This is a genomic window from Pseudarthrobacter sp. IC2-21 (genome assembly GCF_034048115.1).
GTDB lineage: Bacteria > Actinomycetota > Actinomycetes > Actinomycetales > Micrococcaceae > Arthrobacter > Arthrobacter naphthalenicus.
Window position 1 is genome coordinate 2,140,465 of the sequence record NZ_CP139145.1, and the last position, 22,954, is coordinate 2,163,418.

Genomic DNA, 22,954 nt, shown 5'->3' on the forward strand with positions numbered 1-22,954 from the left:
GCAACGCTACTTCCGGATCAGGCGCGCGAATCCCGGATGGCCCGGTTGACTGCGGAAATGACGGCCTTCAACGAGGAGGTGCTGGTGTTGGCGTCCATGCCGACACCCCACAGGACCCGCTCCCCCACTGCGCATTCAACGTAGGCGGCAGCGCTGGCGTTGCCGCCTTCCGAGAGTGCGTGTTCGCTGTAGTCCAGAACCCGCACGTCCACGCCGTCGTCGTGCAGGATGCTCAGCAGCGCCGCGATGGGGCCGTTTCCGGTCCCGGTGCGGCGGACCTGGGCACCGTCCACGGTGAGGTTGGCGTGCAGGGTGGTCAGGCCGCCGTCGTCATTGGTTTCCGTGCTGAAGGAGCCCAGCGAATAACGTCCCCACTGGCCGTCCGGCTGGCCGGACGGCAGGTACTCGTCCTGGAAGATCTGCCAGAGCTGGGCACCGGTGACTTCACCGCCCACGGTGTCCGTCCGCTTCTGGATGACGCCGGAGAACTCGATCTGGGCACGGCGCGGCAGGTCCAGGCTGTGTTCGTTCTTGAGCAGGTACGCCACGCCGCCCTTGCCGGATTGTGAATTCACGCGGATGACGGCTTCGTAGCTGCGGCCCAGGTCCTTGGGATCAACGGGGAGGTACGGGACGGCCCAGGTGAAGTCGGCAACGTCCTTGCCTGCGGCGGCCGCGTCCCGCTCCAGGGCCTCGAAACCCTTCTTGATGGCGTCCTGGTGCGAGCCGGAAAACGCCGTGAAGACGAGGTCGCCGCCATAAGGGGTGCGTTCGGCCACCGGCAGCTGGTTGCAGTATTCGACGGTGCGGCGGATTTCATCGATGTTGGAGAAGTCGATCATCGGATCGATGCCCTGCACAAACATGTTCAGTCCCAGCGTGACCAGGTCCACGTTGCCGGTCCGCTCGCCGTTGCCGAACAGGCAGCCCTCGATCCGGTCCGCGCCGGCGAGGTAACCCAGCTCGGCCGCGGCCACACCGGTGCCCCGGTCATTGTGCGGGTGCAGGGAAAGAATGATGCCCTCGCGGGGGTGCAGGTGCCGGTGCATCCACTCGATGGAATCCGCGTAAACGTTCGGGGTGGCCATTTCCACCGTGGCAGGCAGGTTAATGATGACCTGGCGGTCTGCGGAGGCTTCGAACACATCCGCTATGGCGTTGCAGACCCGGGCGGCATACTCAAGTTCCGTTCCCGTGAAGGATTCCGGCGAGTACTCATAGGTGATGTGCGTGTCAACGAGGGTTTCCTCGTACTTCTTGCACAGCCGGGCGCCCTGCAGGGCAATGTCCAGGATTCCGTCCTCGTCCTGGTTGAACACCACGCGGCGCTGCAGGACTGAGGTGGAGTTGTAGAGGTGCACAATGGCCTGCTTGGCTCCCACCAGTGACTCGTAGGTGCGCTCGATCAGCTGCTCGCGTGCCTGGGTCAGGACCTGGATGGTCACGTCATCGGGAATGTGGTTTCCCTCGATGAGCTGCCGGACAAAGTCGAAGTCGGTCTGCGAGGCGGACGGGAACCCCACCTCGATCTCCTTGTAGCCCATCCGGACCAACAGGTCGAACATCTTCATCTTGCGGGCCGGACTCATGGGATCAATCAGGGCCTGGTTGCCGTCACGCAGGTCCACAGCGCACCAGCGCGGGGCCTTGGTGATGACTTTGTCCGGCCAGGTGCGGTCAGGCAGTTCGACGGTGATCTGGTCCTGGAATGGCAGGTACCGGTGGGCGGGCATTCCGGAGGGCTTCTGTGCGTTTTGCATTACTATCGGGGCCTTTTCTGTGGTTCAAATCTGAAAGGGTGGCCGGGCAACACAATCTCCGCGACGAGGGTGGGCCTTGAGCTAGATCGCGTCTGAGGCCTCGCCGCGGCAGCTAAGAAGAAGCAGGTCTGCGCGCACCATTTGAGAGTAACACGCGTGCGTAAGATGAAGGAGCACCACCTCCAGCAACGTCCACCATGCAGACGCCGCAGCCGGTGCAAGCGCCAGCTGGGGCACGCCACACAAAGGAGCCTCTGTGCCCATCTCGGGGATCGATCTGTCCAACATTGACCACACCGTCCGGCCGCAGGATGACCTGTACCAGCACGTCAACGGGACGTGGCTCAAAGCCACCGAAATTCCTGATGACAGGCCCCTGGAGGGAACGTTCACGGCACTGCGTGACGGCGCGGAAATCGCAGTCCGGGACATCATCGGGGAAGCAGCCGCCAAAGGGGCGGCCGCCAGCGGCATAGAGCGGAAAGTCGGCGACCTGTACAACAGTTTCATGGACGAGGCCACGGTGGAGGCCAAGGGCATGGATCCCATCCGCGCCCGGCTCGGCGACGTCTTTGCCACCACGTCCGTGGCGGGCCTCATGGCGCTGGCCGGAAGACTCTTCCGCTCCGACGTATCGGGGCTCTTCTACATCTACCCTGCGCCGGATGCCGGGAATCCGGACCGCGTGCTGCTCTACACCGGGCAGGGCGGCCTGGGCTTGCCCGATGAGTCGTACTACCGTGAAGAGAAGTTCGCGCGCATGGTTGCGGCCTACCAGGCGTATGTCCGGAACATGTTTGCCCTGGCCGGGGTGGAAGACGCCGAACAGGCCGCGGGTCGCGTGGTTGCCCTCGAAACCAGCCTCGCTTCCCACCACTGGGACAACGTCACGCTTCGGGACCCGCAGAAGACCTACAACCTGAAGTCCTCCGAGGAGGCAGCCGCACTGTTCCCGCTCCTGGGCACGTGGTTCGAGGCCGCCCGCATCGACGCCGACAAACGGGCCGAGATTGTGGTGAGCACTCCTGACTTCTTCAGTGGGGCGGCGGCCCTGCTGGAGTCCGAGCCGCTGCCTGTGTGGCAGGAATGGCTGGCGCTGCGCGTCATCAACGCCGCCGCACCGTACCTTTCCGCGGAGTTCGTGGACGCCAACTTTGCCTTCTACGGGACAACCATCAGTGGTACGCCCCGTAACAAGGACCGCTGGAAGCGTGCTGTGGCCGTCGTGGAGGCCGCCCTTGGGGAAGCCGTGGGCCAGATCTATGTGTCCAAGCATTTCCCCGAGTCGCATAAGGCACGGATGCAGACCCTCGTGGCCAATCTGATCGAGGCCTACCGGCAGAGCATCACCGGGCTGGACTGGATGGGCGAGGACACCAAAGCCGAGGCACTCCGGAAATTGGGTGCGTTCCGGGCCAAGATCGGCTACCCGGATAAGTGGATCGATTACTCGGCAGTGGAAATCGATCCCGCCGATCTCCTCGGCAACGTGGAGCGGGCCCATAATGCCGACGTCGACCGTCACCTTGATGAGGTCGGCAAGCCGGTGGACCACGATAAATGGCTCATGACCCCGCAAACGGTGAACGCTTACTACCACCCGATGCTCAACGAAATCGTCTTCCCCGCAGCCATCCTGCAGCCGCCGTTCTTTACGGCCGACGCTGACGACGCTGTGAACTACGGTGGGATCGGTGCAGTGATCGGTCACGAGATCGGCCACGGTTTTGATGACCAGGGCTCGCAGTTCGACGGCAGCGGGGCGTTGCGGAATTGGTGGTCCGAGGATGACCGCAAGGCATTTGAAGAGCGCACGGCGAAACTGGTGGCCCAGTTCGACGCCCTGTCCCCGTATGCCGCCCCGGGGCACAACGTCAACGGCAAACTGACGCTGGGCGAAAACATTGGCGACCTTGGCGGCCTGACCATCGGGTACAAGGCCTACCTCCTGAGCCTCGACGGCCAGGAGCCTGAGGTCCTGGACGGGCTGACCGGGCAGCAGCGCTTCTTCGCGTCCTGGGCAGCAGGCTGGCGCCAAGTCATTCGTCCCGAGGAAGCCATCCGCAGGCTCGCCACGGATCCCCACTCCCCCAACGAGTTCCGGACCAACGCCATCGCCAAAAACCTCGATGCTTTCCATGAGGCTTTCGACGTGACCGAAGTGGACGGCATGTGGATGGCCCCGGAAGCGCGCGTCAGCATCTGGTAGTTCCCACCGCAGCCCGATAGGCCGCCGAAGAGAACGCAGCGCACAAAAGAGGCGGGGCCGGTGGCCCCGCCTCTTTTACTGCACCCGGGTCCTCTTTGAGTGCACCCGCGTCAGCGGACGATCAGGTAGGGATTTGCCTGTTGGCAACTCTTGTCACCGGCGGTCTGATTGACGATGTCTTCCGGCAGGGCCACCGGGCCGCCGCCGGCCCCGTAGGTGACGCCAGTGGTGAAGTCGGTGCCGAGATAGGCCTGCACTCCGGCCACACCGGGAGCGGACTGAACCTGGGCGGCCGGAATGCCCAGCAGGGCGGCCACATCAGCGGCAACGTCCTCAAAGCCGGTCCCGTAGTACACCGCGCTTTGCGTCACCGGCGTCGCGGCAAACTGACCTGTCTGTGTGAAGCCGCCGGCCACGAGTGCCTGCACTATTTCCTGGGCGCGGCCCGGCACGCCGCTGCCGTTGGCAACGGTGACGGGCTGGATGGCCTTGTTGTACGACGGAACGGGCGGCGCGGTTTCTGTTGGCGCCGCGGAGGGCGTGGTTGTTGCCGGCGGTGCCGTGGGGTTTGTGAGGTCCACGTCGTCCCGGAGCGCCTTGAACAGCTGGGAACCTGCCGGTTCGGCGATCTGGAGCCGGTTGGGATCTGAAACAGCCGGCGTCGTGGGTACTGCCACAAAAGCCACCTTGCTGATGTCGATGTCCTTGAGCCGGTTGCCTATGGTGAGTAGCGACGGCACGGAGGCGAGACCTTCGTCCACGGTGAGGTTCTGGGTGACGGTGTCCGCGATGGTCAGCATTTTCGCCGGGTTGGACAGGGTGCCGTCGTCTTTGATTTTCCGGGTGAGGGATGACAGGAATCCCTGTTGGGCCTTGATTCGCCCCAGGTCCCCGCCGTCGGCAAAGGCGTGCCGGGTGCGCAGGAACGCGAGTGCCATTTCCCCCTGCACGGACGAGGTTCCGGCCGGGAGCCGGAGGTGTGAGTCCGGGTCGTAGACGGCGTCGCTGATGCAGACGTCCACACCGCCCACGGTGTTGGAGAGTTCCTTGACCGCGTTGAAGTCAGCCATCATGAAATGGTCCACCTTCAGGCCGGTCAGTTTGTTGACTGTGTCCACGGCACAGCCGATGCCGGCGAGTGACATTGCCTCGTTGATCATCACGCCGCTGAGGGCGGGATAGGACAGTTTTGTCTTCTGGTCGGTGCACTGCGGAATGTCCACCAACAGGTCCCGCGGGAAACTGATGACGCTAACGCGTTTGTTATCGGCGGAGATGTCCATCAGCATCATGACATCGGACTTGCCGTAACCCTTGGAGTCTTCCACCGAGCCATAATCGGCGTTCTTGCCGTCCCGGGTATCAGAGCCCAGGATCAGAATCTGCAACCTGCCCGTTGAATCGCTGCCCGTGCCGGCGGTGTCGTCCCCCGCACTGAGCGGTGCGGTGGTGATGTTCGACTGGAGGCGGAAGTACCAGTAACCGGCGAAGCCGAGGCCGCCGAGCAAGGCAATTGTCAGGACGGCAGTGGTCACCTTCAACCATGCGGGCATGCGCCGCTGTCCCCCGAGGTGCCGGGCTACGCCGACGGCGCTGGCGTCCGCGTGCCGGGATACCGGACCGCCGGCAGACACGTCAGCTCCGGACTCGCGATTGTCGCGGCTTTGCCCCATGTGGTGTACCTTCCTCGAATATTTGAATCCGGTCTATTTTAGTTGCCATTTCTGGGAACTTCCCGTTGACCGGCCGGGGCAGGGCGCGCCGCTGGGTCAGAAACCCAGCTTGACCAGCTGTTTAGGGTCCCGCTGCCAGTCCTTGGCGACCTTCACGTGGAGGTCCAGGTAGATGCGGGCGCCCAGCAGCGCCTCAATGGCCTTGCGGGCATTGGTGCCCACCTCGCGGAGCCTGGCGCCGCCCTTGCCGATGATGATGGCTTTCTGGGAAGGGCGCTCCACGTAGAGATTGACCCGGACATCCAGGAAGGGCCGATCCTCCGGCCGGCCTTCACGCGGGACTATTTCATCGACGACGACGGCCAGGGAGTGCGGCAACTCGTCGCGGACGCCTTCCAAGGCCGCCTCCCGGATGAGTTCGGCGATCATCACGGCTTCCGGTTCGTCCGTCAGGTGCCCGTCGGGGTATAGCGGAGGCGACGGCGGCATATGGCTGATGAGTACATCCGTGAGGGTGCTCACTTGGAAGCCGTCGGCAGCGGAGACCGGAACGATGTCCTTCCAGCCGTCTTCGCCCAGAACCTCCCGGCCCAACGCGGCTACGGCGAGCAGCTGCTCGGTGAGGGCCTGCCGGTCCACCAGGTCTGCCTTGGTCACAATGGCAATGAGGGGCTTGCTGCCGAGCTGTGCCAGCTGGGCAGCGATGTATTTGTCGCCGGGGCCGATTTTCTCGTTGGCGGGGAGGCAGAAGCCGATCGCGTCGACTTCCGCCAGGGTGTCAGCCACCAGGTCGTTGAGCCGCTTGCCCAGCAGGGTGCGGGGACGGTGCAGCCCCGGAGTGTCGACGAGGACCAGTTGGGCGTCCTCCCGGTGGACGATGCCCCTGATGGTATGCCGCGTGGTTTGCGGCTTCGCGGAGGTGATGGCGACCTTTTGCCCCACCAGGGCGTTCGTCAGGGTGGATTTCCCCGCGTTGGGCCGTCCTACCAGGACCGAAAACCCGGCCCGGTAACCGCCGTAGTCCGGTGTGTCAGAGCCGTGGCCGGCCGGCCGGTTATTTTTCTTGCTCACGTGGAACTCCCTGCTGGGTTGCGTTCGCCTCGTCAAAGAGGTCTTCAAGGTCAGTGTCTATCTTTGGAACAGCAGCTGCAATGATGTGGCTGACCCGGTTGCGCCGGCCTTCCAGCCGTTCTGCGCGCAGCGAGATGCCGTCCACCTCCACGTGGCTGCCAACGATCGGCACCCGGCCCAGGGCCTTGGCCAGGAGGCCGCCCACGGTGTCCACTTCGTCATCATCGAGCTCGATGTCGAACAGTTCACCGAGGTCGTCAATGCTCATGCGTGCGCTGACGCGGTAGGCGCCGCCGCCGAGGGCCACGGCTTCAGCGCTTTCGGTGTCGTATTCGTCCACAATTTCCCCGACGATTTCCTCGATGAGGTCCTCGAGTGTCACCAGGCCGGCCGTGCCACCGTATTCGTCGATGACGATGGCCACGTGGGTGGATTCCTTCTGCAGCTCCCGCAGCAGCTCGCTCACCGGTTTGGACTCCGGGACGTACCTGACTTCACGGGCCAGCGCTTCAACCGGCGGCGGTTCGTCATCAGGTCCCAGCTCGTGCAGCGTGGCGGCCACGTCCTTGAGGTAGACGATTCCGAGGATATGGTCGGTGTCGTCGCTGATGACGGGGATGCGCGAGTAGCCGGACCGCAGGAACAGCGACATTGCCCGGCGAAGGCTCGAACCGGCGTCGATGCTGAGGATGTCTGTCCTGGGGACCATAACGGCGCGCACCAGCGTATCGCCGAAATCAAAGACGGACTGGATCATTTCCGCTTCGTTGTCTTCGATCATGTCCGACTCGGAAGCCCGGTCCACAAGTTCGCGGAACTCCTGCTCACTGAAGAACGCATCGTCTCCCGCCGGCGCACCCGGTGCCGCAGCGCTGCCGATCGCCACGAGCCACCTCGGGATCGGGCCGAGGATCCAGGTGAGGAACCGGATCAGGGGCGCCGTGTACCGGACCACGGCGCCCGAATGCAGCCTGCCGATCTGGCGCGGCGAGACCCCGACGATGACAAACCCCAGCAGCGCCATGATGCCCGTGGCGGCCAGGCCTGCCAGCCAGACGTTGTCCAGGAGGCTGTGCAGGAGCACGGCGACGGCCACGGCGGACGCCATCTCGAACCAGATCCGCCAAAACCGCAAAGCCCTGATATGCGCCACCGGCTGGGCCAGGATGCGCCGCATGGCGTTGCCCTTGCTCTTGACGAGCGCCTCCTCGGCGTCATGCCGGGGAAGGAAAGTGAACGCGGCGTCGGCAGCAGTAAGTAAGGCGGCGGTGCTAAGAAAAACCAGGGCCATGCCAACAAGGAGCAGGGGCGTCACTGCGTGGTCTCGGCGGGTGCGTCTTTGCCCGTGAACCCGGAGAGCAGCTGGCGCTGGAGGCCAAACATTTCCTCCTTCTCCTCCGGCTCGGCGTGGTCATAGCCCAGCAGGTGGAGAATGCCATGCGTGGTCAGGAGCAGCATCTCGTCCTGCAGTCCGTGCCCGGCGTTGGCGGCCTGCACCTGCGCTACCTGGGGGCATACGGCAATGTCGCCGAGCATCCCCTGCGGGGTGGGCCGGTCCGGGGTACCTGGCGTGAGCTCGTCCATGGGTACCGAGAGAACGTCCGTCGAGCCGGGCTCGTCCATGAGTTCGATGTGCAGTTTTTCCATGGCCGGTTCATCCACCAGCAGGATGGACAGTTCCGCCTGGGGGTGAATGTACAGCTGTTCAAAAACGTACCGGGACAGGGCCACGAGCTCCGCTTCGTCAACTTCGATGCCGGATTCGTTATTCACTTCGATGCTCATGCGCGTTCCGTCCGCTTCTCACGGCTTACCGAGTGTTTGACTTTGTTCCGCTGGACATTGTCCCAGATGCTGTAGGCCCGAACGATGTCCCCCACCAGGCGGTGACGGACCACGTCAGTGGAATCCAGCACGGAGAAGTTGACGTCCTCAATGCCCTGCAGGATTTCCTCCACGATGCGCAGCCCCGAACGCGTCCCGAACGGAAGGTCCACCTGGGTGACGTCGCCGGTGACGACCATCTTTGAGCCGAAGCCCAGCCGGGTCAGGAACATCTTCATCTGTTCCGGGGTGGTGTTTTGTGCCTCGTCAAGGATGATGAACGCGTCGTTCAGGGTCCGCCCGCGCATATAGGCAAGCGGGGCAACTTCGATGGTCCCGGCGGCCATGAGGCGCGGAATCGATTCGGGGTCCATCATGTCGTGGAGCGCATCATAAAGCGGACGCAGGTAGGGATCGATCTTGTCACTGAGGGTGCCGGGCAGGAACCCCAGACGTTCACCGGCTTCGACCGCCGGCCTCGTCAGGATGATGCGGCTGACTTCCTTCTGCTGCAGCGCCTGGACCGCCTTCGCCATGGCCAGGAAGGTTTTTCCTGTCCCGGCGGGGCCGATGCCGAAGATCACGGTGTTGGCATCGATGGCGTCAACATAGTTCTTCTGGTTCAGCGTCTTGGGCCGGATGGTCTTTCCCCGGCTGGACAGGATGTCATGGGTGAGGACGTCAACAGGGTTCTGCAGGGACTGGCTGCGGAGCAACGCCACGAGCTGCTGCAGTACTGCGGGGCTGATAACGGTTCCCCGGGCCACAAGGCCGCGCACTTCATGGAGCAGGCGCATGATGCGGGGAACCTCGTCCGCCGGACCGCTGATGGAAAGTTCGTTTCCGCGGACGTGGAAGTTTACCGCCGGGAACTTTTCTTCGATGTACCGCAGGGCCTCATCATGACTGCCGAGAGACTGGACCATCTGATCGGAGTTGTCAAAGAGCACCACCTCCGTCCGGACACCGGGAAGTGAATGGGGAAATTCCCCGGCGGCGCGCTCAGTGTTCAGCCTGCGCTTTCCGTTCGTTGATTCAGTCATGGTGCTGGCCCGCGGGCCCGTGATCTCCTCCGGTTCGGACTTGGTACCGCCGGTTGCTGCGTGAGCGGCCTGTTGCCGAGCACGCCGGAGCCAGCGTTTCCTTCCATCTTACGCCAGCAGGGCACTGGCGGCGGCGACCCGGGACGCCATGTAACAGGCGTTTCCAGGGACCCGGCTGCCCGATCGCCGGCGGTGTTAGATATCAACTTCATATCAGCCGCATATCGTTCCCGTTGCAGTTGGGACAGGGAGGAGTTTTGGGCCCTTTCCGGCGGCCTCGCTATGCCATGCTTGAAGTCCAGCCGTCCGGGGACCGGCTTACCGGGGCCCTGCCCCATCATTCGCAGCCAGGAAGGACACGGGCTATCAGAGTGCCGGAAACACCCGACACCCGCACGGCGGAGCATGCCGTGCGGCCGTTGCGCACGCGGGCTGTCCTGGTCCTTTTTCCGGCCCTCCTTCTCCTGACCGGCTGTATTGCAGATCCCGGCCCCCAGCCCACCCTGACGGCGAACTCCACCGCGGCCGCCACCGGCTCACCTGGAGCGGCCTCTACGAGCGCACCCCTGGAAACCACCCAGTCGTCCAACAAAGCGCCCGTGTATTGGATTGGCCGCAGTAACGGCAGCGTCTATCTTTACCGGGAGTTCCGGGATGTCCCGGAGCAGGAAAACCCGGTCACCCGTGCACTGCGCGCCATGATGTCCGAAAAGCCCCTCGACCCGGATTACTTCACTCCCTGGCAGAGCCCCACTGAGCTGGCAACGTCAATCTCGGGAAAGAATGTCATTACCGTTGATGTCTCGGCGGATGCCTTCAACAGCAATCTCGACGCCGACATGGCAGTTCGTGCCATCCAGCAGTTGATCTTCACCGCAACTGCGGCTGCGGCCAGTTCCGGGCTCATCGATTCGGGTCAGCAGATTCAGGTGCGGGTCCTGGTAGACAGCCATACTGATTATGTGGCCTTCAACCATGTCAGGTTGGGTGCCCCGATGTCCCGGGCGGCCGGCATGGTGGCGCCCGTGTGGATCATCGATCCCCAGGAAGGCACCGAAGTTCCTACCGGCAGTGTGAAGATTACGGGCCGCAGCACGGTGCCGGGGGGCAAGCTGAGGTGGCAGATCCTGCGGTCCGCGGGGAACGCCGACAAGTCGGCGTACCTGACCGGTGAGACAACAGCCGGGGCTGATTCGGCGCAGTCCGGGCTCTTCACGCTTTCGCTCAGTCTCCCGCCGGGAACCTACGAGCTCCGCGTGTGGCAGGCGGATGGCAGCAGCGGCCAGGAACTGAACGTGGACACACGAAAGTTCAACGTCAAGTAGCGGTTGGTTCAGGCGGGCCAGTCAGTTCAGGACGTCGGGGCATTCAGGCGGCCCAGCACGTCGCTCGCAAGCACAACCGCGGCGGGTCCGGCCGTGGAGGATCTCAGGACGTGGTTGCCCAGGAGCGCCGTCACGGCACCCACATCGCAGAGCCTGGTGACTTCCCGGGGACTGATCCCACCCTCCGGACCAACGATGAGCAGAATTTCCCGGGGACCCTGGCCCGCGGGCAGTCCTGCCTGCCAGGCCTCCAGCACCGATCGCAGCGGACGGACGGCGTCTTCGTGCAGGATCACGGCAAGGTCCGCTGCGGCCACGGCGGCAACCAGGCCCGGGGTCTCGACGACGGCGCGCACCTCCGGGATCCAGGCCCGGCGGGCCTGTTTGGCGGCGGCCGTGACGACAGACTGCCATTTGGCGTGGGCTTTCGCCGCGCGCTCACCCTTCCAACGGACAATTGAACGTTCCGACTGCCAGGGAACAACGGCGTCGATGCCCAGTTCAGTGGCCGTTTCGATGGCGAGTTCATCGCGGTCACCTTTGGCCAGTGCCTGGACCAGGACCAGCCGGATGCCCGGCAGGTCCTCCATGGCCAGCTTGGTGCATTCAACGGTGAGTTCCGACGGCGAGGTGGAAACAACCGTTCCAGTAAGTCGCCTGCCTGCACCGTCGGCAATGTCCACGGACTCCCCCGGCGCCAGTCGCTTGACTGTAACCGCATGGCGCGCTTCAGGGCCTTGAAGGGTGAACCGGGCCCCCGGCACCAGCTGGTCCAGCGACCCGGCGCCGCTGAAGAAGACTGGGTTACTCACTGCTAGAGGTTACCGAACCGGTCCCGCAGCTTGGCGAAGACTCCGCCGCTGGCCGTCAGCTTGCCTTCAGTGAACTGCTCACCCCGCAGCTTGGCGAGCTGACGCAGCAGGTCCTCCTGCGCCTGGTCGAGCTTCGAAGGCGTCTCCACCTGCAGGTGGACCAACAGGTCACCGCGGCCGTAGCCACGAAGATGCGTTACGCCCAGTCCGCGCAGCGTGATGACCTCACCGGACTGGGTGCCGGCTTTGACGTCGATTTCCTGCAGCCCGTCGAAGGTTTCCAGGGACACTTCCGTGCCCAGGGCGGCCGCGGTCATGGGGATGTGCAAAGTCGCGTGCAGGTCATCGCCGTCGCGGACAAAGGTGGGATCGTTGTTGACCCGGATTTCAACGTAGAGGTCACCGGCAGGTCCGCCGGCAGGTCCGGCCTCGCCCTGACCGGAAAGCTGGATCCGGGTGCCTGTTGCCACGCCGGCAGGCACTTTGATGGTGAGTGACCGGCGGCTGCGGATGCGGCCCTGGCCGTTGCACTCATTGCAGGGGTCCTTAATGACGGTTCCGAAGCCCTCGCAGGTGCCGCAGGGGGCGGCCGTCATGACCTGGCCCAGGATGGAGCGCACGGCCCGCTGGACCTGGCCGCTGCCACCGCAGATATCGCAGCGTTCAGGGTGGCTGCCCTCACGGCAGCACGAACCGTTACAGGTGGGGCAGGTGACGGCGGTATCCACTTCGAGCTTGCGGTTGACGCCGAAAACGGCGTCGCGCAGTTCGATCCGGACACTGATCAGCGCGTCCTGGCCGCGGCGGACCCGGGAGGCGGGACCCGAGGACCCGCCCGCACCGAAGAACGTATCGAAGATGTCCTGGAACGCGAACCCCTGGCCGGCGTAGGACCCGCCGCCGAAGCCGTTGTCAGTACCGTTTTCGTTGCCGGTGGTGTCATATACACGGCGCTTCTGGGGGTCCGAAAGGACCTCGTAGGCGTGGGTGACGGCCTTGAAGCGGTCCGACGCATCGTCCCCGGGGTTAACGTCCGGGTGAAGGGTGCGGGCCAGCTTGCGGTAGGCCTTCTTGATCTCTTCTCCGGTGGCTTCCGGCGAGACCCCGAGGACGTCGTAGTGGCTGCTCAAAGTTCGTATCTCTTCCCTGTTGTACTGCCGGCGGCGGTGCTGCCGGCACTGCTCTTCGTGCCTGGGCCGGCTGTTAAGGGCCCAGAATTCTTGACAGATAACGGGCTACTGCCCGCACTGCGGCCATGGTGGTGGGATAGTCCATCCGGGTGGGCCCCAGGACACCAACCTTGGCGGTGCTGTCCGGTCCGTAGGCGGTGGCCACCACGGAAGCTTCGGCGAGCCCGTCGTACGGGTTTTCCCGGCCTATGCTCACGGTCACGCCGCGCGGGTCCTGCGCCATGTCGCTGAGCAGGCGGAGCAGGACTACCTGTTCCTCCAGTGCTTCCAGGACAGGACCGATGCTGAGCGGAAAATCCACATTGGACCGGGCAAGGTTCGCGGTGCCGGCCATCACCATGCGGTCCTCCCTGCTGCTGTGGGCGAGCGTCTCCAGTCCATGGGCCAGCGCCTGGGCAGCTGCCCGCTGGCCCGGGGCGACGGAGGACACCACGCCAGGCAGGGACTGGGCCAGCCGGCTCAGCGGTGTTCCGGCCAGCGAACCGAGGAAGTGTGTCCGCAAAGCGGCGATGGCATCCTCGCCGAGGTCCTGGCCGACGTCGATTACACGCTGTTCCACCTTGCCGGTGGTGGCGATCAGCACCAGGAGGACCTGGCGTGGTGCCAGAAGGACAAATTCGATGTGGCGGATGGTGGCCCGGCTCAGGTGCGGGTACTGCACCACTGCCACCTGGTTGGTCAGCTGGGAAAGCAGCCTGACTGTCCTGTCCAGGACGTCATCCAAGTCATCCGCACCCTCCAGCAGCGACTGGATGGCCTTCTTCTCCGCCGGGGACAGAGGTTTGACGGCCGAGATCTGGTCCACAAACAGCCGGTAGCCCTTGTCCGTGGGGATCCGGCCCGCACTGGTGTGCGGAGCGGTAATCAGGCCCTCATCTTCCAGGGCGGCCATGTCGTTCCGGATGGTGGCGCTGGACACGCCGAGGTGGTGGCGCTCAACCAGGGCCTTGGAACCAACAGGCTCCCGGGAGTGCACGTAGTCCTCCACGATGGCCCGCAGTACTTCCAGTTTGCGCGGCTCGCTCACACTCCACCTCCATCCAGGATTGCCGTTCACTGCTTAGGTATTGGTCGCGGTTCGTTAGCACTCGACATGCCTAAGTGCTAACAGTCTAATATGACTCGCCCCGTTGTTAGCATTGGTACCGCTCCGGGCGAACATTCGGCGGCACGATCTAGCGCAAGGTGGAATGAATCCATGCAGTACCAGAACTGGGGTCCTCAGGAGATTGCCGCGCCGGTCCGGAGCGAACTCCCCGAAGTGCCAGTGGAGCGCGGCATGGTCATCGAAGACGCCCAGTCCGGCTGGGTCGGAGCGGTGACCCGGGTGGAGAAGTCCGGCGGCATGCACGTGGTTGCCCTTGAAGACCGGCGCGGCAAATCGCGGTCCTTCAAGCTGGGCTTCGGCTTCCTCCTCGAAGGCCAGCCCATCAGGCTGATGCCCCCGGCGCCCAGGCAGAACGCGGCCGTGCCGGCTGGACGCACGGCGTCCGGCTCGGTCAGCGTGGCGGGCCAGCGTGCCCAGGTGGCCAAGGCAAGCAGGATCTGGGTGGAGGGAAAGCACGACGCCGAACTCGTGGAAAAAGTGTGGGGTGACGATCTGCGGGTGGAGGGCATCGTCGTCGAGCCTTTGCACGGCATCGATGACCTCGCGGGGGCGGTGGCCGAATTCGGTCCCGGGCCCAACCGGCGGCTGGGGATCCTGGTGGATCACCTGGTACCGGACTCCAAAGAGTGGCGTATCGCCGCCGGGGTGATGGCGTCGAAGGGTGCCGCCGGGAACGTGCTGATTGTCGGGCACCCCTACGTTGACGTGTGGCAGGCGATCCGCCCTGCGGTGCTGGGCATTGAACAGTGGCCGGTGGTACCCCGCGGTCAGGATTGGAAAACCGGCATCCTTGCGGCATTTGGCTGGCCGCACGCCACGAAGGAAGACATCGGCCTGGGCTGGCAAAAACTGCTGGGCGCGGTCCGCAGTTACGCGGACTTGGAAGCGTCGCTGCTCGGGCGGGTGGAGGAGGTCATCGACTTCCTGACGGCGCCGTGACCCCTGGCGCCTCGCCCGCTGCCGGGCTGTTCCGGCCCTGGCCCCTGCGGACGACGGCAGCATTTGGCGGCACAACAAGTATTCTTGGTAGTGCGGAGGCTGTTCCTGCATCAGCCCGGCATTCTCCACATCAGCACGATTGCACTTTCGAAGGATGAAACCGTGGCACAAAACGCACGCGAGCACCGGGACGACCAAGGCCGTTCCGAGTACCAGGGCGTCCCCGCAAACGCGTTGCCCCTCACTGCCAGCGAGGACCGGCAATGGGCCACACTGGCACACTTTGGCGGGATCCTCGGTTGTGTACCGTCCCTGCTGATCTACCTGATCTTCCGTGAACGCGGACCGTTCACCGCACAGGAATCCAAGGAAGCGCTGAACTTCAGCCTGCCGCCCACCATCGCGGCGCTGGTGGCCAATCTTTTGGTCTTTATTCCGGTGGTGGGCAACATTTTTGCCGTCATCGCCACCCTCATCTGGATTGCACTGACCTGCTTCTCGGTGTCCGCCGGCATCCATGTCAACAAGGGCCAGCCGCACCGTTACCAGTACAACCTGCGCTGGATCAAGTAACTGCAACGCGAGGTCACTTCGCGCCCGATAATCGCATCGGGCCGGAAGTGACCCCGCGTTGATTTGGCCAGGCTAGTCGGGCAGGATCCTGCGGACCACTGCGTCCGCCAGGAGGCGGCCCTTCAGGGTCAGCACGAGCGTTCCCCTGATGGCGGCCGGCGCGTCAACGAGGCCCTCGGCCATGAGCCCGGCCACGGCGCGGCGTCCCGACTCCCCCAACGTTGCGATGGCGAGCCCCGAAACGAGCCGCGCCTCCAGCATGACGCGCTCCATTTCCCGCGTTTCGGCGTCGAGCGTTTCCCTGCCCGCCGCCGGCGAGAGCCCCTGGGCAAGCCGCCCGGCGTAGGCGGTGGGGTGCTTGACGTTCCACCAGCGCACGCCGCCCACATGCGAGTGCGCTCCCGGGCCGATGCCCCACCAGTCATCTCCGCGCCAATAGGCGAGATTGTGGCGGCAGGCCTGCTCCGGCGTCCGCGACCAGTTGCTGACCTCATACCAGCTGAGGCCTGCTTCGCCGATGAGTTGATCAGCGAGTTCGTACTTGTCGGCGTGGTCGTCGTCGTCGATGCCCGGGACGTCGCCCCGGCGGATCTGGGCGGCCAGTTTGGTGCCGTCCTCCACGATCAGCGCGTAGGCACTGATGTGGTCCGGCTCGTAGGACAGGGCCGTCTCCAGGGAGAAACGCCAGTCGTCCAGGGATTCGCCCGGCGTTCCGTAGATCAGGTCCAGGCTTACGGCCAATCCGGCCTCGCGGGCCCACTGCACCACCTGGGGCACCCTACTGGGAGTGTGCGTGCGGTCCAGGACCTTAAGAACGTGCGGGACGGCTGACTGCATGCCGAAGGAGACCCGGGTGAAGCCTGCGTTTTTCAGGACCGCCAGGGATTCCGGGGTGACGGAATCGGGGTTCGCTTCGGTGGTGACTTCAGCACCGTCCTCCAGACCCCATTCTTCGACGGCGGCGCCCAGGATCCGCGCGAGGTCATCGGCCGGGAGCAGGGTGGGGGTTCCGCCGCCGAAGAACACTGTGCTCATGGGGCGGGCCGGGAGGCCGGATTCGGTGAGGACCCGTGCTCCAAGCCGGACTTCGGAGATCGCCGTGTCCGCATAGGCGTCCTGCGAGGCTCCGCCGCCCAGTTCGGTGGCGGTGTAGGTGTTGAAATCGCAGTACCCGCACCGGACAGCGCAGAACGGGATGTGCACATACAGTCCGAAAGCCCGCCGCCCTGCACCGTCTGCTGCCTGGTCAGGCAGCAGACCGTCCGACGGCGCCGGGTCACCAAGGGGAAGAACGCTAGGCATCAGCGGGTCCCCCACTGAGCGGTGGTCACTTCTTTTTGGCCTTGTCCTTTGATTCGTCGGTGGTGAGTGCAGCGATGAACGCTTCCTGCGGCACCTCCACCGTACCCACCATCTTCATCCGTTTCTTACCTTCTTTTTGCTTCTCCAGCAGCTTGCGCTTACGTGAAATATCGCCGCCGTAGCACTTGGCGAGCACATCCTTGCGGATGGCGCGGATGCTTTCACGGGCGATGATCCGTGAGCCGATTGCGGCCTGGATGGGCACCTCGAACTGCTGGCGGGGAATGAGTTCGCGCAGCTTGGTGGTCATCATCACGCCGTAGGCGTATGCCTTGTCGCGGTGCGTAATCGCGGAGAACGCATCCACCTGTTCCCCTTGGAGCATGATGTCAACCTTGACCAGATCGGCCACTTGGTCGCCGTCGGCCTTCCAGTCCAGCGAGCCGTAGCCGCGGGTCTTGGATTTGAGGATGTCGAAGAAGTCAAAGACAATTTCGGCCAGGGGCAGGCGATATCGGATTTCCACCCGGTCCTCGGAGAGGTAGTCCATGCCGCCCATCACACCGCGCCGGCTCTGGCAAAGTTCCATGATGGCGCCCACGAATTCGTTGGGCGCCAGGATGGTGGCGGACACCATCGGCTCGCGGACCTCCGCGATCTTGCCGGAAGGGTACTCGCTGGGGTTGGTCACGTGGACCACTTTCTTGTCCTCCAGCGTGACCTCGTACTCCACGTTGGGAGCGGTGGAGATGAGGTCCAGGTTGTACTCGCGTTCGAGCCGCTCACGCGTGATTTCCAGGTGGAGCAGGCCCAGGAAACCGACACGGAAGCCAAAGCCCAGCGCGGCCGACGTCTCGGGCTCGTACACCAGTGCGGCGTCGTTGAGCATCAGCTTCTCGAGCGCGTCGCGGAGCACCGGGTAGTCAGTGCCGTCCAGCGGGTACAGGCCGGAGAACACCATGGGCTTGGCGTCGGCGTAGCCGGGGAGGGAGTCAGCGGCCGGCTTGGCAAGGTTGGTGACGGTATCGCCAACCTTGGACAGGCGCACATCCTTAACCCCGGTGATGAGGTAACCGACCTCGCCGACGCCCAGGCCCTTGGACGGGGTGGGTTCCGGCGAGCTCACGCCGATCTCGAGGAGTTCGTGCGTGGCCCGGGTGGACATCATCTGGATGCGCTCACGGGGATGCAGCATGCCGTCCACCACGCGGACGTAGGTAACAACGCCGCGGTACGTGTCGTAGACCGAATCGAAAATCATGGCCCGCGCAGGAGCGTTGGGGTCGCCCACGGGCGCCGGCAGGTCGCGGACAATCTTGTCCAGCAGCACCTCGACGCCCATGCCGGTCTTTCCCGACACACGGAGGACGTCTTGAGGCTCGCCACCGATCAGGCTGGCGAGCTCCGCCGCGTACTTCTCTGGCTGGGCGGCCGGCAGGTCGATCTTGTTCAGCACCGGAATGATGGTGAGGTTGTTCTCCATCGCCAAGTACAGGTTGGCGAGCGTCTGCGCTTCAATGCCCTGGGCCGCATCCACGAGCAGGACTGCGCCTTCGCAGGCTGCCAGCGAGCGGGAGACCTCATACGTGAAGTCCACGTGGCCGGGAGTGTCGATCATGTTCAGGGCATAGCTCTTGCCATCGAGTTCCCAGGGCATACGAACGGCCTGGGATTTGATGGTGATGCCGCGTTCACGTTCGATGTCCATGCGATCCAGGTACTGGGCCTTCATATCGCGCGGCTGAACCACCCCGGTCAACTGCAGCATCCGGTCGGCCAGGGTGGACTTACCGTGGTCAATGTGCGCGATGATGCAGAAATTCCGAATGATGGCCGGATCTGTCGCGGCGGGCACCGGGGCGGTGCGGGCCATGGGAGACACGCAGGGTCCTTACTGTTGGCATTCACTGATGGCTTTTCGGCGATCCGGCAGGACGCACCAAGGGCACCCTGCGGCCTGACCGCATATTTTGAACCTCCAGTGTCCCACGTCCGGACGCCGCGCATTGCATTGTTCGGCAAACTGCGGCCGCTCCACGGGGCAACGATAGTGTTTTCCCCATGCCTATAAACTTCCGCTCTCTGGCCAACGCCGTCCGGGCCTCCGTCAGGGTGCTGCAGAAACTGGGGTCCGGCGCTGCCGGGCCTGCGGTAAAAACTGAACCGAAGGCCGGCCGTAAGACGGCGCCGGCGGTTGCCGGCTACCCGGGGGACTTCACCGGCGCCGCAACCATCCGCTACGCTCCCCGCCCCGACGGCAGCCCCGATCCGGGCGAGATTGTCTGGTCCTGGGTGCCCTTCGAGGAGGACCACTCGCGGGGGAAGGACCGCCCGGTGCTGCTGGTCGGGAAGAGCGGCCGGTACCTGCTCGGCGTCATGCTCACCAGCAAGGACCACGACCAGGACAGTCGCCGCGCCGACGACTATGTGGACATCGGCGCCGGCGCCTGGGACCGGCAGCGGCGGCCCAGTGAAGCGAACCTCGGGCGGATCCTGCAGTTGGCCCCGGACAGCATCCGGCGCGAGGGTGCCGTGCTCGGGCGCAAGCCCTTCGATGAGGTGGCTGCAGGCCTGCGCCGGCGACACGGCTGGAACTAGCGCGACGGAATAGTCAGCCTTCCGGTGCGTCTGCTATTCTTTATAGCTGTGTGTCCGTGCAGGTCGACGGCCACTGATGGTTGGCCGCCATAGGTATCCCCACGCCGCTCAGTCAATGGCCAATCTGAAAGCCCTCTAGACCATTTCCGCATTAAAAAGAGAGTTCACACGTGGCTAATATCAAGTCCCAGAAGAAGCGCATCCTCACCAACGAGAAGGCACGCCTGCGCAACAACGCAGTCAAGTCTGAGCTGAAGACGGCCATCCGCGCTGTCAACACCGCCGTTGAGTCCACCGACAAGGATGCAGCTGCTGCTGCCCTGGTTGCTGCCAGCCGCAAGCTGGACAAGGCTGTCAGCAAGGGTGTTCTGCACAAGAACAACGCAGCGAACCGCAAGTCGGCGATCTCCAAGAAGGTCAACGCACTGTAAGGTTTCCAGTTCGTCAGAACTGATGATTGAGGCCGGCCCCCATTGGGGGCCGGCCTCAACTCTTTAAGGGGTCGCCGGGCCTGACATCGCTCCAGGAACACCTGACATCGCTCCGGAACATGAGCCGGTGACAGCATCGGGCAGCAACAGCGCGGGTAGTGCCGGCACGTGTCAGTCTCCGCCGTATCAGTGACGCTCGTATCAGTGACCCGGGTATCAGTGCCGCTGCGCTGACGTGGCGATGACGGTCACCGCGTGTTCAACCGCATAGACCGGATCCCGGGACAGGCCTTTCACCTGCGCGTCGGCCTCTGCCGTCGCCTGGATGGCGCGGACCAGCCCCTCCGGGGTCCAGCGGCGGACATCCCGCTGGGCCTGCTCCACCAGCCAGGGCTGCATGCCCAGCTCCCTGGCTATCTGAGCGGACGAGCCCTGGGCCCCGGCCACTTTGGCCAGTGTCCGCAGCTTGGCTGCCAGCGCGGCAACCAGCGGCACGGGATCAGCCCCGGTGGCCAGGGCGTGCCGCAGGGTGGACAGGGCGAGCGGGCCGTTACCCGCCATCGCGGCGTCGGCCACTTTGAAGGCCGTGGCTTCGATCCTGCCGCCGTAATAGCGGTCCACCAGCTCCGGAGTCACCGCACCCGTGGCATCTGCGATCAGCTGGCTGCAGGCTGCGGCCAGCTCCGACAGGTTGGCTCCCACGGCATTGACCAGGGTCTGCACTGCATCGGAGGTAATCTTCCGTCCCGCAGCCCGGAATTCTGCGGCTACGAAGGCTGCCTTGTCCGCATCCTTCTTCAGTGGCTGGCAGTCAACCACCGGCCAGCCGCCGGCCTTGACGGCGTCAAGGAGTTTCTTGCCGCGGACTCCCCCGGCGTGCCTGAGCACGAGAACCGCGTCAGGTTCAGGACGGGACAGGTATGCCAGGGCATCAGCGAGGAAGGCGTCGTTCATGCCCTCAACACCCTCCACCTCGATGAGTTTGTGTTCGCCAAAGAGCGACGGGCTCACGTTCATGGCGAGGGTGCCCGCCTCATAGCTGCCGGCAGCCAGGCGGCTGACCTCAACATCGGGAAACGCGGTCCGTACCTGTGCCCGGATGTGGTCCATGGCGCGGATCCCGAGATATTCTTCGGGCCCACCCACCAGGACGACTCCAGCGGGGCTTACGTCCCGCCAGGAGGCCACATTGGACGGCGCTGATTTGGTTCGGGCGGCTTGGGCTGCGGCCATGGTGGATTCCTCCCGGAAATTCTGGTGCAGTGTCTAAGCCTGCCACGGCCAACCCGCGCCTCCAAGCCGCCACCTCCGAACCGGCTCCTGTTCCTCAGGGAGCCGGATGGACGCCAGTAAAGCACGCTGAGGGCTTGAAACCGGTTGTCCGCCGCGTTCAGCATGCCGACCGTCCGGGCATGGAGCCCCAGGACCATGCGCAATGCCTCACGCGGGCGGGCAGCTCCCCAAAGTGCGGCGAGGGTCAAAACGGAGAACAGCACCATCGTCAGGAGACCGAACCCGCCTTCCGGCCAAGGAAGGACTGATCCGGGCAGGCCCGCGGCCGTCCGGGCGGTGCCGGCCACACCGGCACTGAATGTGCCGGCGACTGCGATCAGCGCTGTAGCCAGCCAAGGTGCCCAAGCCACCAATGGCACAGCGGCCGTTCCCAGCAGCGTCACCGGCGCCACCAACGGCGCGGCCACCATGTTCGCCGGCAGGGCGTACGTCGAAAACTGTGGCTGCAGCAGGACGATGACCGGGCCGCACAGCAGCTGCGCTGACAGCGGCACCGCAAGGGCCGCCGCTGCCCAACGGGGAACCACCGCCGGAGTCCAGTCCATGATCCGTAGTCCGAGGACAATGATCCCCAGCGTCGCGAGCACCGAAAGCAGAAAGCCGAAGCTGGTGGCCAGGCCGGGATCGGCCAGCAGCAGGCCCATCACAGCCAGGCAGAGGTAGCTGAGTCCCCGCCCCACACGCCCACCGGCAAGTGAGGCCAACGCGATGGAACCCATCAGGGCCGCCCGCAGGACGCTGGCGTCAGGGCCAACGAGCACAACAAACATACCCAGGCCAGCCAGCGCGAGGCCGGCCGCAGGGACCCTGGGTACCCTCAGGCTCCGGGCCGCCATCAGGAGGGCGCCCAGGACGAGGCTGCAGTTCGCCCCGCTTACTGCCGTCAGATGGGTCATGCCCACCGTCTTCATGGCCGCGCTGAGCCCTTCGTCCAAGGCCGAGGTGTCACCGGTGACCATGCCGGGCAGAAGTCCGCGGGCATCGGCGGCCAGGAACGAGGACGCGGCGACGTACCTACCCCTCAACTGCTTGGCCAGCACCTCCCCGGCCAGGGCGGCATCGGCGCCGACAGCTCCCGAAGCCGCGGGCGCCATCGACGCGGAGAGGATGGCTGCTTCCTGCTGGCCCGGCTCCGGTGGCCTCAGCTTTCCGGCGGCACGGACCAGTTGGCCCGGGACGACGTTGTCCCACCCGCGGGCGCCCATCACCAGGAGCTCCGCCCGGGTACGAATGACAGTGCCGCCGACCGTGACCTCCTCGGTCCGGGCGGCCACCGACCACCGTTCCGGTGTACCCGCCTGTCCCGGGAGCGTCAGGGCCCGCGCGGGACCGGCAATTTCCAGAACGGCCACCACGGACTTCCCGGCGGCCGCCGCTTCCGCGAAGGGTCCGTCGTGCCGCTGCGAGGACGAGACGGCGGAATGCGCCGCCGCGGCCGCGGCCAGGACCAACGCCACGGACGTCGTGGTGAGGAAGCTCCTGCGGGTGGCCCGCGGCTTCCCGCCGCGAAATGACCGGGCCAGCAGAGCGGTTGCCAGGACCAGCAAGCCGCTGCACAACAATGCCAGCAGCACAGGGCTCAGCCAGGCACCCGCTACCGCGGCACCCCAAACAAGCAGCGCCGGCAGTCCCAGCCTGACGTCCGTGCGCCGGCGGGGCTTCTGGGCCGGCGTGGTCTCCTGTTCCCGGCCCTGCAGTTTCTTCCGGAGGTGGGCGGCCAACGCCGCACTCCCCCGCCGCATCACAGGCGGTTGCACCGAGCGCTTTCGCCCTGAAGGTCCCTGTGATGGTGGCTGACTACCG

At 64.9% G+C, this 22,954-nt stretch carries 19 protein-coding genes; 6 read left to right on the top strand and 13 right to left on the bottom strand.

Going from position 1 to position 22,954, the window contains the following annotated elements:
• Positions 1-17 precede the first annotated feature (17 nt).
• Entirely contained in the window at positions 18-1,760 is a 1,743-nt protein-coding gene (leuA, locus tag SBP01_RS09870) for a 2-isopropylmalate synthase (protein ID WP_320535670.1), read from the bottom strand.
• A gap of 256 nt (positions 1,761-2,016) precedes the next feature.
• Between leuA and SBP01_RS09875 the strand changes: the two genes are divergently transcribed.
• The gene (locus SBP01_RS09875; protein ID WP_320535671.1) at positions 2,017-3,969 is read left to right on the top strand and encodes a M13 family metallopeptidase; all 1,953 of its coding nucleotides are present in this window, start codon (positions 2,017-2,019) and stop codon (positions 3,967-3,969) included.
• Between the two features lie 110 nt (positions 3,970-4,079).
• Here SBP01_RS09875 and SBP01_RS09880 read toward each other — a convergent pair whose 3' ends face one another.
• The 5 genes from SBP01_RS09880 to SBP01_RS09900 all read right to left on the bottom strand — a co-directional run bounded on the left by SBP01_RS09880 (position 4,080) and on the right by SBP01_RS09900 (position 9,580).
• Entirely contained in the window at positions 4,080-5,642 is a 1,563-nt protein-coding gene (locus SBP01_RS09880) for an LCP family protein (RefSeq protein ID WP_275214281.1), read from the bottom strand.
• 96 nt (positions 5,643-5,738) lie between these two features.
• On the bottom strand, positions 5,739-6,713 hold the full coding sequence (era, locus tag SBP01_RS09885) for a GTPase Era (protein ID WP_275214280.1): 975 nt from the start codon (positions 6,711-6,713) through the stop codon (positions 5,739-5,741).
• Entirely contained in the window at positions 6,697-8,028 is a 1,332-nt protein-coding gene (locus SBP01_RS09890) for a hemolysin family protein (RefSeq protein ID WP_320535672.1), read from the bottom strand. The genes era and SBP01_RS09890 overlap by 17 nt, the downstream gene beginning before the upstream one ends.
• The gene (gene ybeY / locus SBP01_RS09895) at positions 8,025-8,498 is read right to left on the bottom strand and encodes an rRNA maturation RNase YbeY (protein WP_275214278.1); all 474 of its coding nucleotides are present in this window, start codon (positions 8,496-8,498) and stop codon (positions 8,025-8,027) included. The genes SBP01_RS09890 and ybeY overlap by 4 nt, the downstream gene beginning before the upstream one ends.
• Positions 8,495-9,580, bottom strand: a complete 1,086-nt coding sequence (locus tag SBP01_RS09900) for a PhoH family protein (protein ID WP_320535673.1) — start codon at positions 9,578-9,580, stop codon at positions 8,495-8,497. Before SBP01_RS09900 ends, ybeY begins: the two co-directional genes overlap by 4 nt.
• A gap of 371 nt (positions 9,581-9,951) precedes the next feature.
• On the opposite strand from SBP01_RS09900, the gene SBP01_RS09905 reads away from it, so the two are divergent.
• The gene (locus SBP01_RS09905; protein WP_414004213.1) at positions 9,952-10,905 is read left to right on the top strand and encodes a GerMN domain-containing protein; all 954 of its coding nucleotides are present in this window, start codon (positions 9,952-9,954) and stop codon (positions 10,903-10,905) included.
• Between the two features lie 26 nt (positions 10,906-10,931).
• On the opposite strand, the gene SBP01_RS09910 is transcribed toward SBP01_RS09905, so the two are convergent.
• From SBP01_RS09910 to hrcA, 3 genes are all read right to left on the bottom strand, one after another.
• Positions 10,932-11,717: a 16S rRNA (uracil(1498)-N(3))-methyltransferase gene (locus SBP01_RS09910; protein WP_320535674.1), complete on the bottom strand. Its 786-nt coding sequence runs from the start codon at positions 11,715-11,717 to the stop codon at positions 10,932-10,934.
• A gap of 2 nt (positions 11,718-11,719) precedes the next feature.
• On the bottom strand, positions 11,720-12,847 hold the full coding sequence (dnaJ, locus tag SBP01_RS09915) for a molecular chaperone DnaJ (protein ID WP_320535675.1): 1,128 nt from the start codon (positions 12,845-12,847) through the stop codon (positions 11,720-11,722).
• Positions 12,848-12,920: 73 nt separating this feature from the next.
• The gene (gene hrcA, locus SBP01_RS09920; RefSeq protein ID WP_275214274.1) at positions 12,921-13,934 is read right to left on the bottom strand and encodes a heat-inducible transcriptional repressor HrcA; all 1,014 of its coding nucleotides are present in this window, start codon (positions 13,932-13,934) and stop codon (positions 12,921-12,923) included.
• A gap of 171 nt (positions 13,935-14,105) precedes the next feature.
• Between hrcA and SBP01_RS09925 the strand changes: the two genes are divergently transcribed.
• Both SBP01_RS09925 and SBP01_RS09930 read left to right on the top strand, forming a co-directional pair.
• Positions 14,106-14,954 carry a DUF3097 domain-containing protein gene (locus tag SBP01_RS09925; protein ID WP_320535676.1) on the top strand — a complete coding sequence of 283 codons (849 nt, stop codon included), beginning with the start codon at positions 14,106-14,108 and terminating at the stop codon, positions 14,952-14,954.
• Positions 14,955-15,116: 162 nt separating this feature from the next.
• Complete coding sequence (locus tag SBP01_RS09930) at positions 15,117-15,527, top strand: DUF4870 domain-containing protein (protein WP_255768960.1); 411 nt, start codon at positions 15,117-15,119, stop codon at positions 15,525-15,527.
• A 72-nt stretch (positions 15,528-15,599) separates the two neighbouring features.
• Here the strand turns inward: SBP01_RS09930 and hemW are convergent, their stop codons facing one another.
• Together hemW and lepA are read right to left on the bottom strand one after the other, a co-directional pair.
• The gene (gene hemW, locus SBP01_RS09935) at positions 15,600-16,829 is read right to left on the bottom strand and encodes a radical SAM family heme chaperone HemW (RefSeq protein ID WP_275214272.1); all 1,230 of its coding nucleotides are present in this window, start codon (positions 16,827-16,829) and stop codon (positions 15,600-15,602) included.
• 25 nt (positions 16,830-16,854) lie between these two features.
• Positions 16,855-18,711: a translation elongation factor 4 gene (gene lepA, locus SBP01_RS09940; RefSeq protein WP_320535677.1), complete on the bottom strand. Its 1,857-nt coding sequence runs from the start codon at positions 18,709-18,711 to the stop codon at positions 16,855-16,857.
• Between the two features lie 179 nt (positions 18,712-18,890).
• Between lepA and SBP01_RS09945 the strand changes: the two genes are divergently transcribed.
• Together SBP01_RS09945 and rpsT are read left to right on the top strand one after the other, a co-directional pair.
• Positions 18,891-19,427 carry a type II toxin-antitoxin system PemK/MazF family toxin gene (locus tag SBP01_RS09945; protein ID WP_320535678.1) on the top strand — a complete coding sequence of 179 codons (537 nt, stop codon included), beginning with the start codon at positions 18,891-18,893 and terminating at the stop codon, positions 19,425-19,427.
• 170 nt (positions 19,428-19,597) lie between these two features.
• Positions 19,598-19,858: a 30S ribosomal protein S20 gene (gene rpsT, locus SBP01_RS09950; RefSeq protein WP_011692086.1), complete on the top strand. Its 261-nt coding sequence runs from the start codon at positions 19,598-19,600 to the stop codon at positions 19,856-19,858.
• Between the two features lie 216 nt (positions 19,859-20,074).
• On the opposite strand, the gene holA is transcribed toward rpsT, so the two are convergent.
• Both holA and SBP01_RS09960 read right to left on the bottom strand, forming a co-directional pair.
• Positions 20,075-21,091: a DNA polymerase III subunit delta gene (holA, locus tag SBP01_RS09955; protein ID WP_320535679.1), complete on the bottom strand. Its 1,017-nt coding sequence runs from the start codon at positions 21,089-21,091 to the stop codon at positions 20,075-20,077.
• Complete coding sequence (locus SBP01_RS09960; RefSeq protein ID WP_320535680.1) at positions 21,025-22,872, bottom strand: ComEC/Rec2 family competence protein; 1,848 nt, start codon at positions 22,870-22,872, stop codon at positions 21,025-21,027. The genes holA and SBP01_RS09960 overlap by 67 nt, the downstream gene beginning before the upstream one ends.
• Positions 22,873-22,954: the final 82 nt, after the last annotated feature.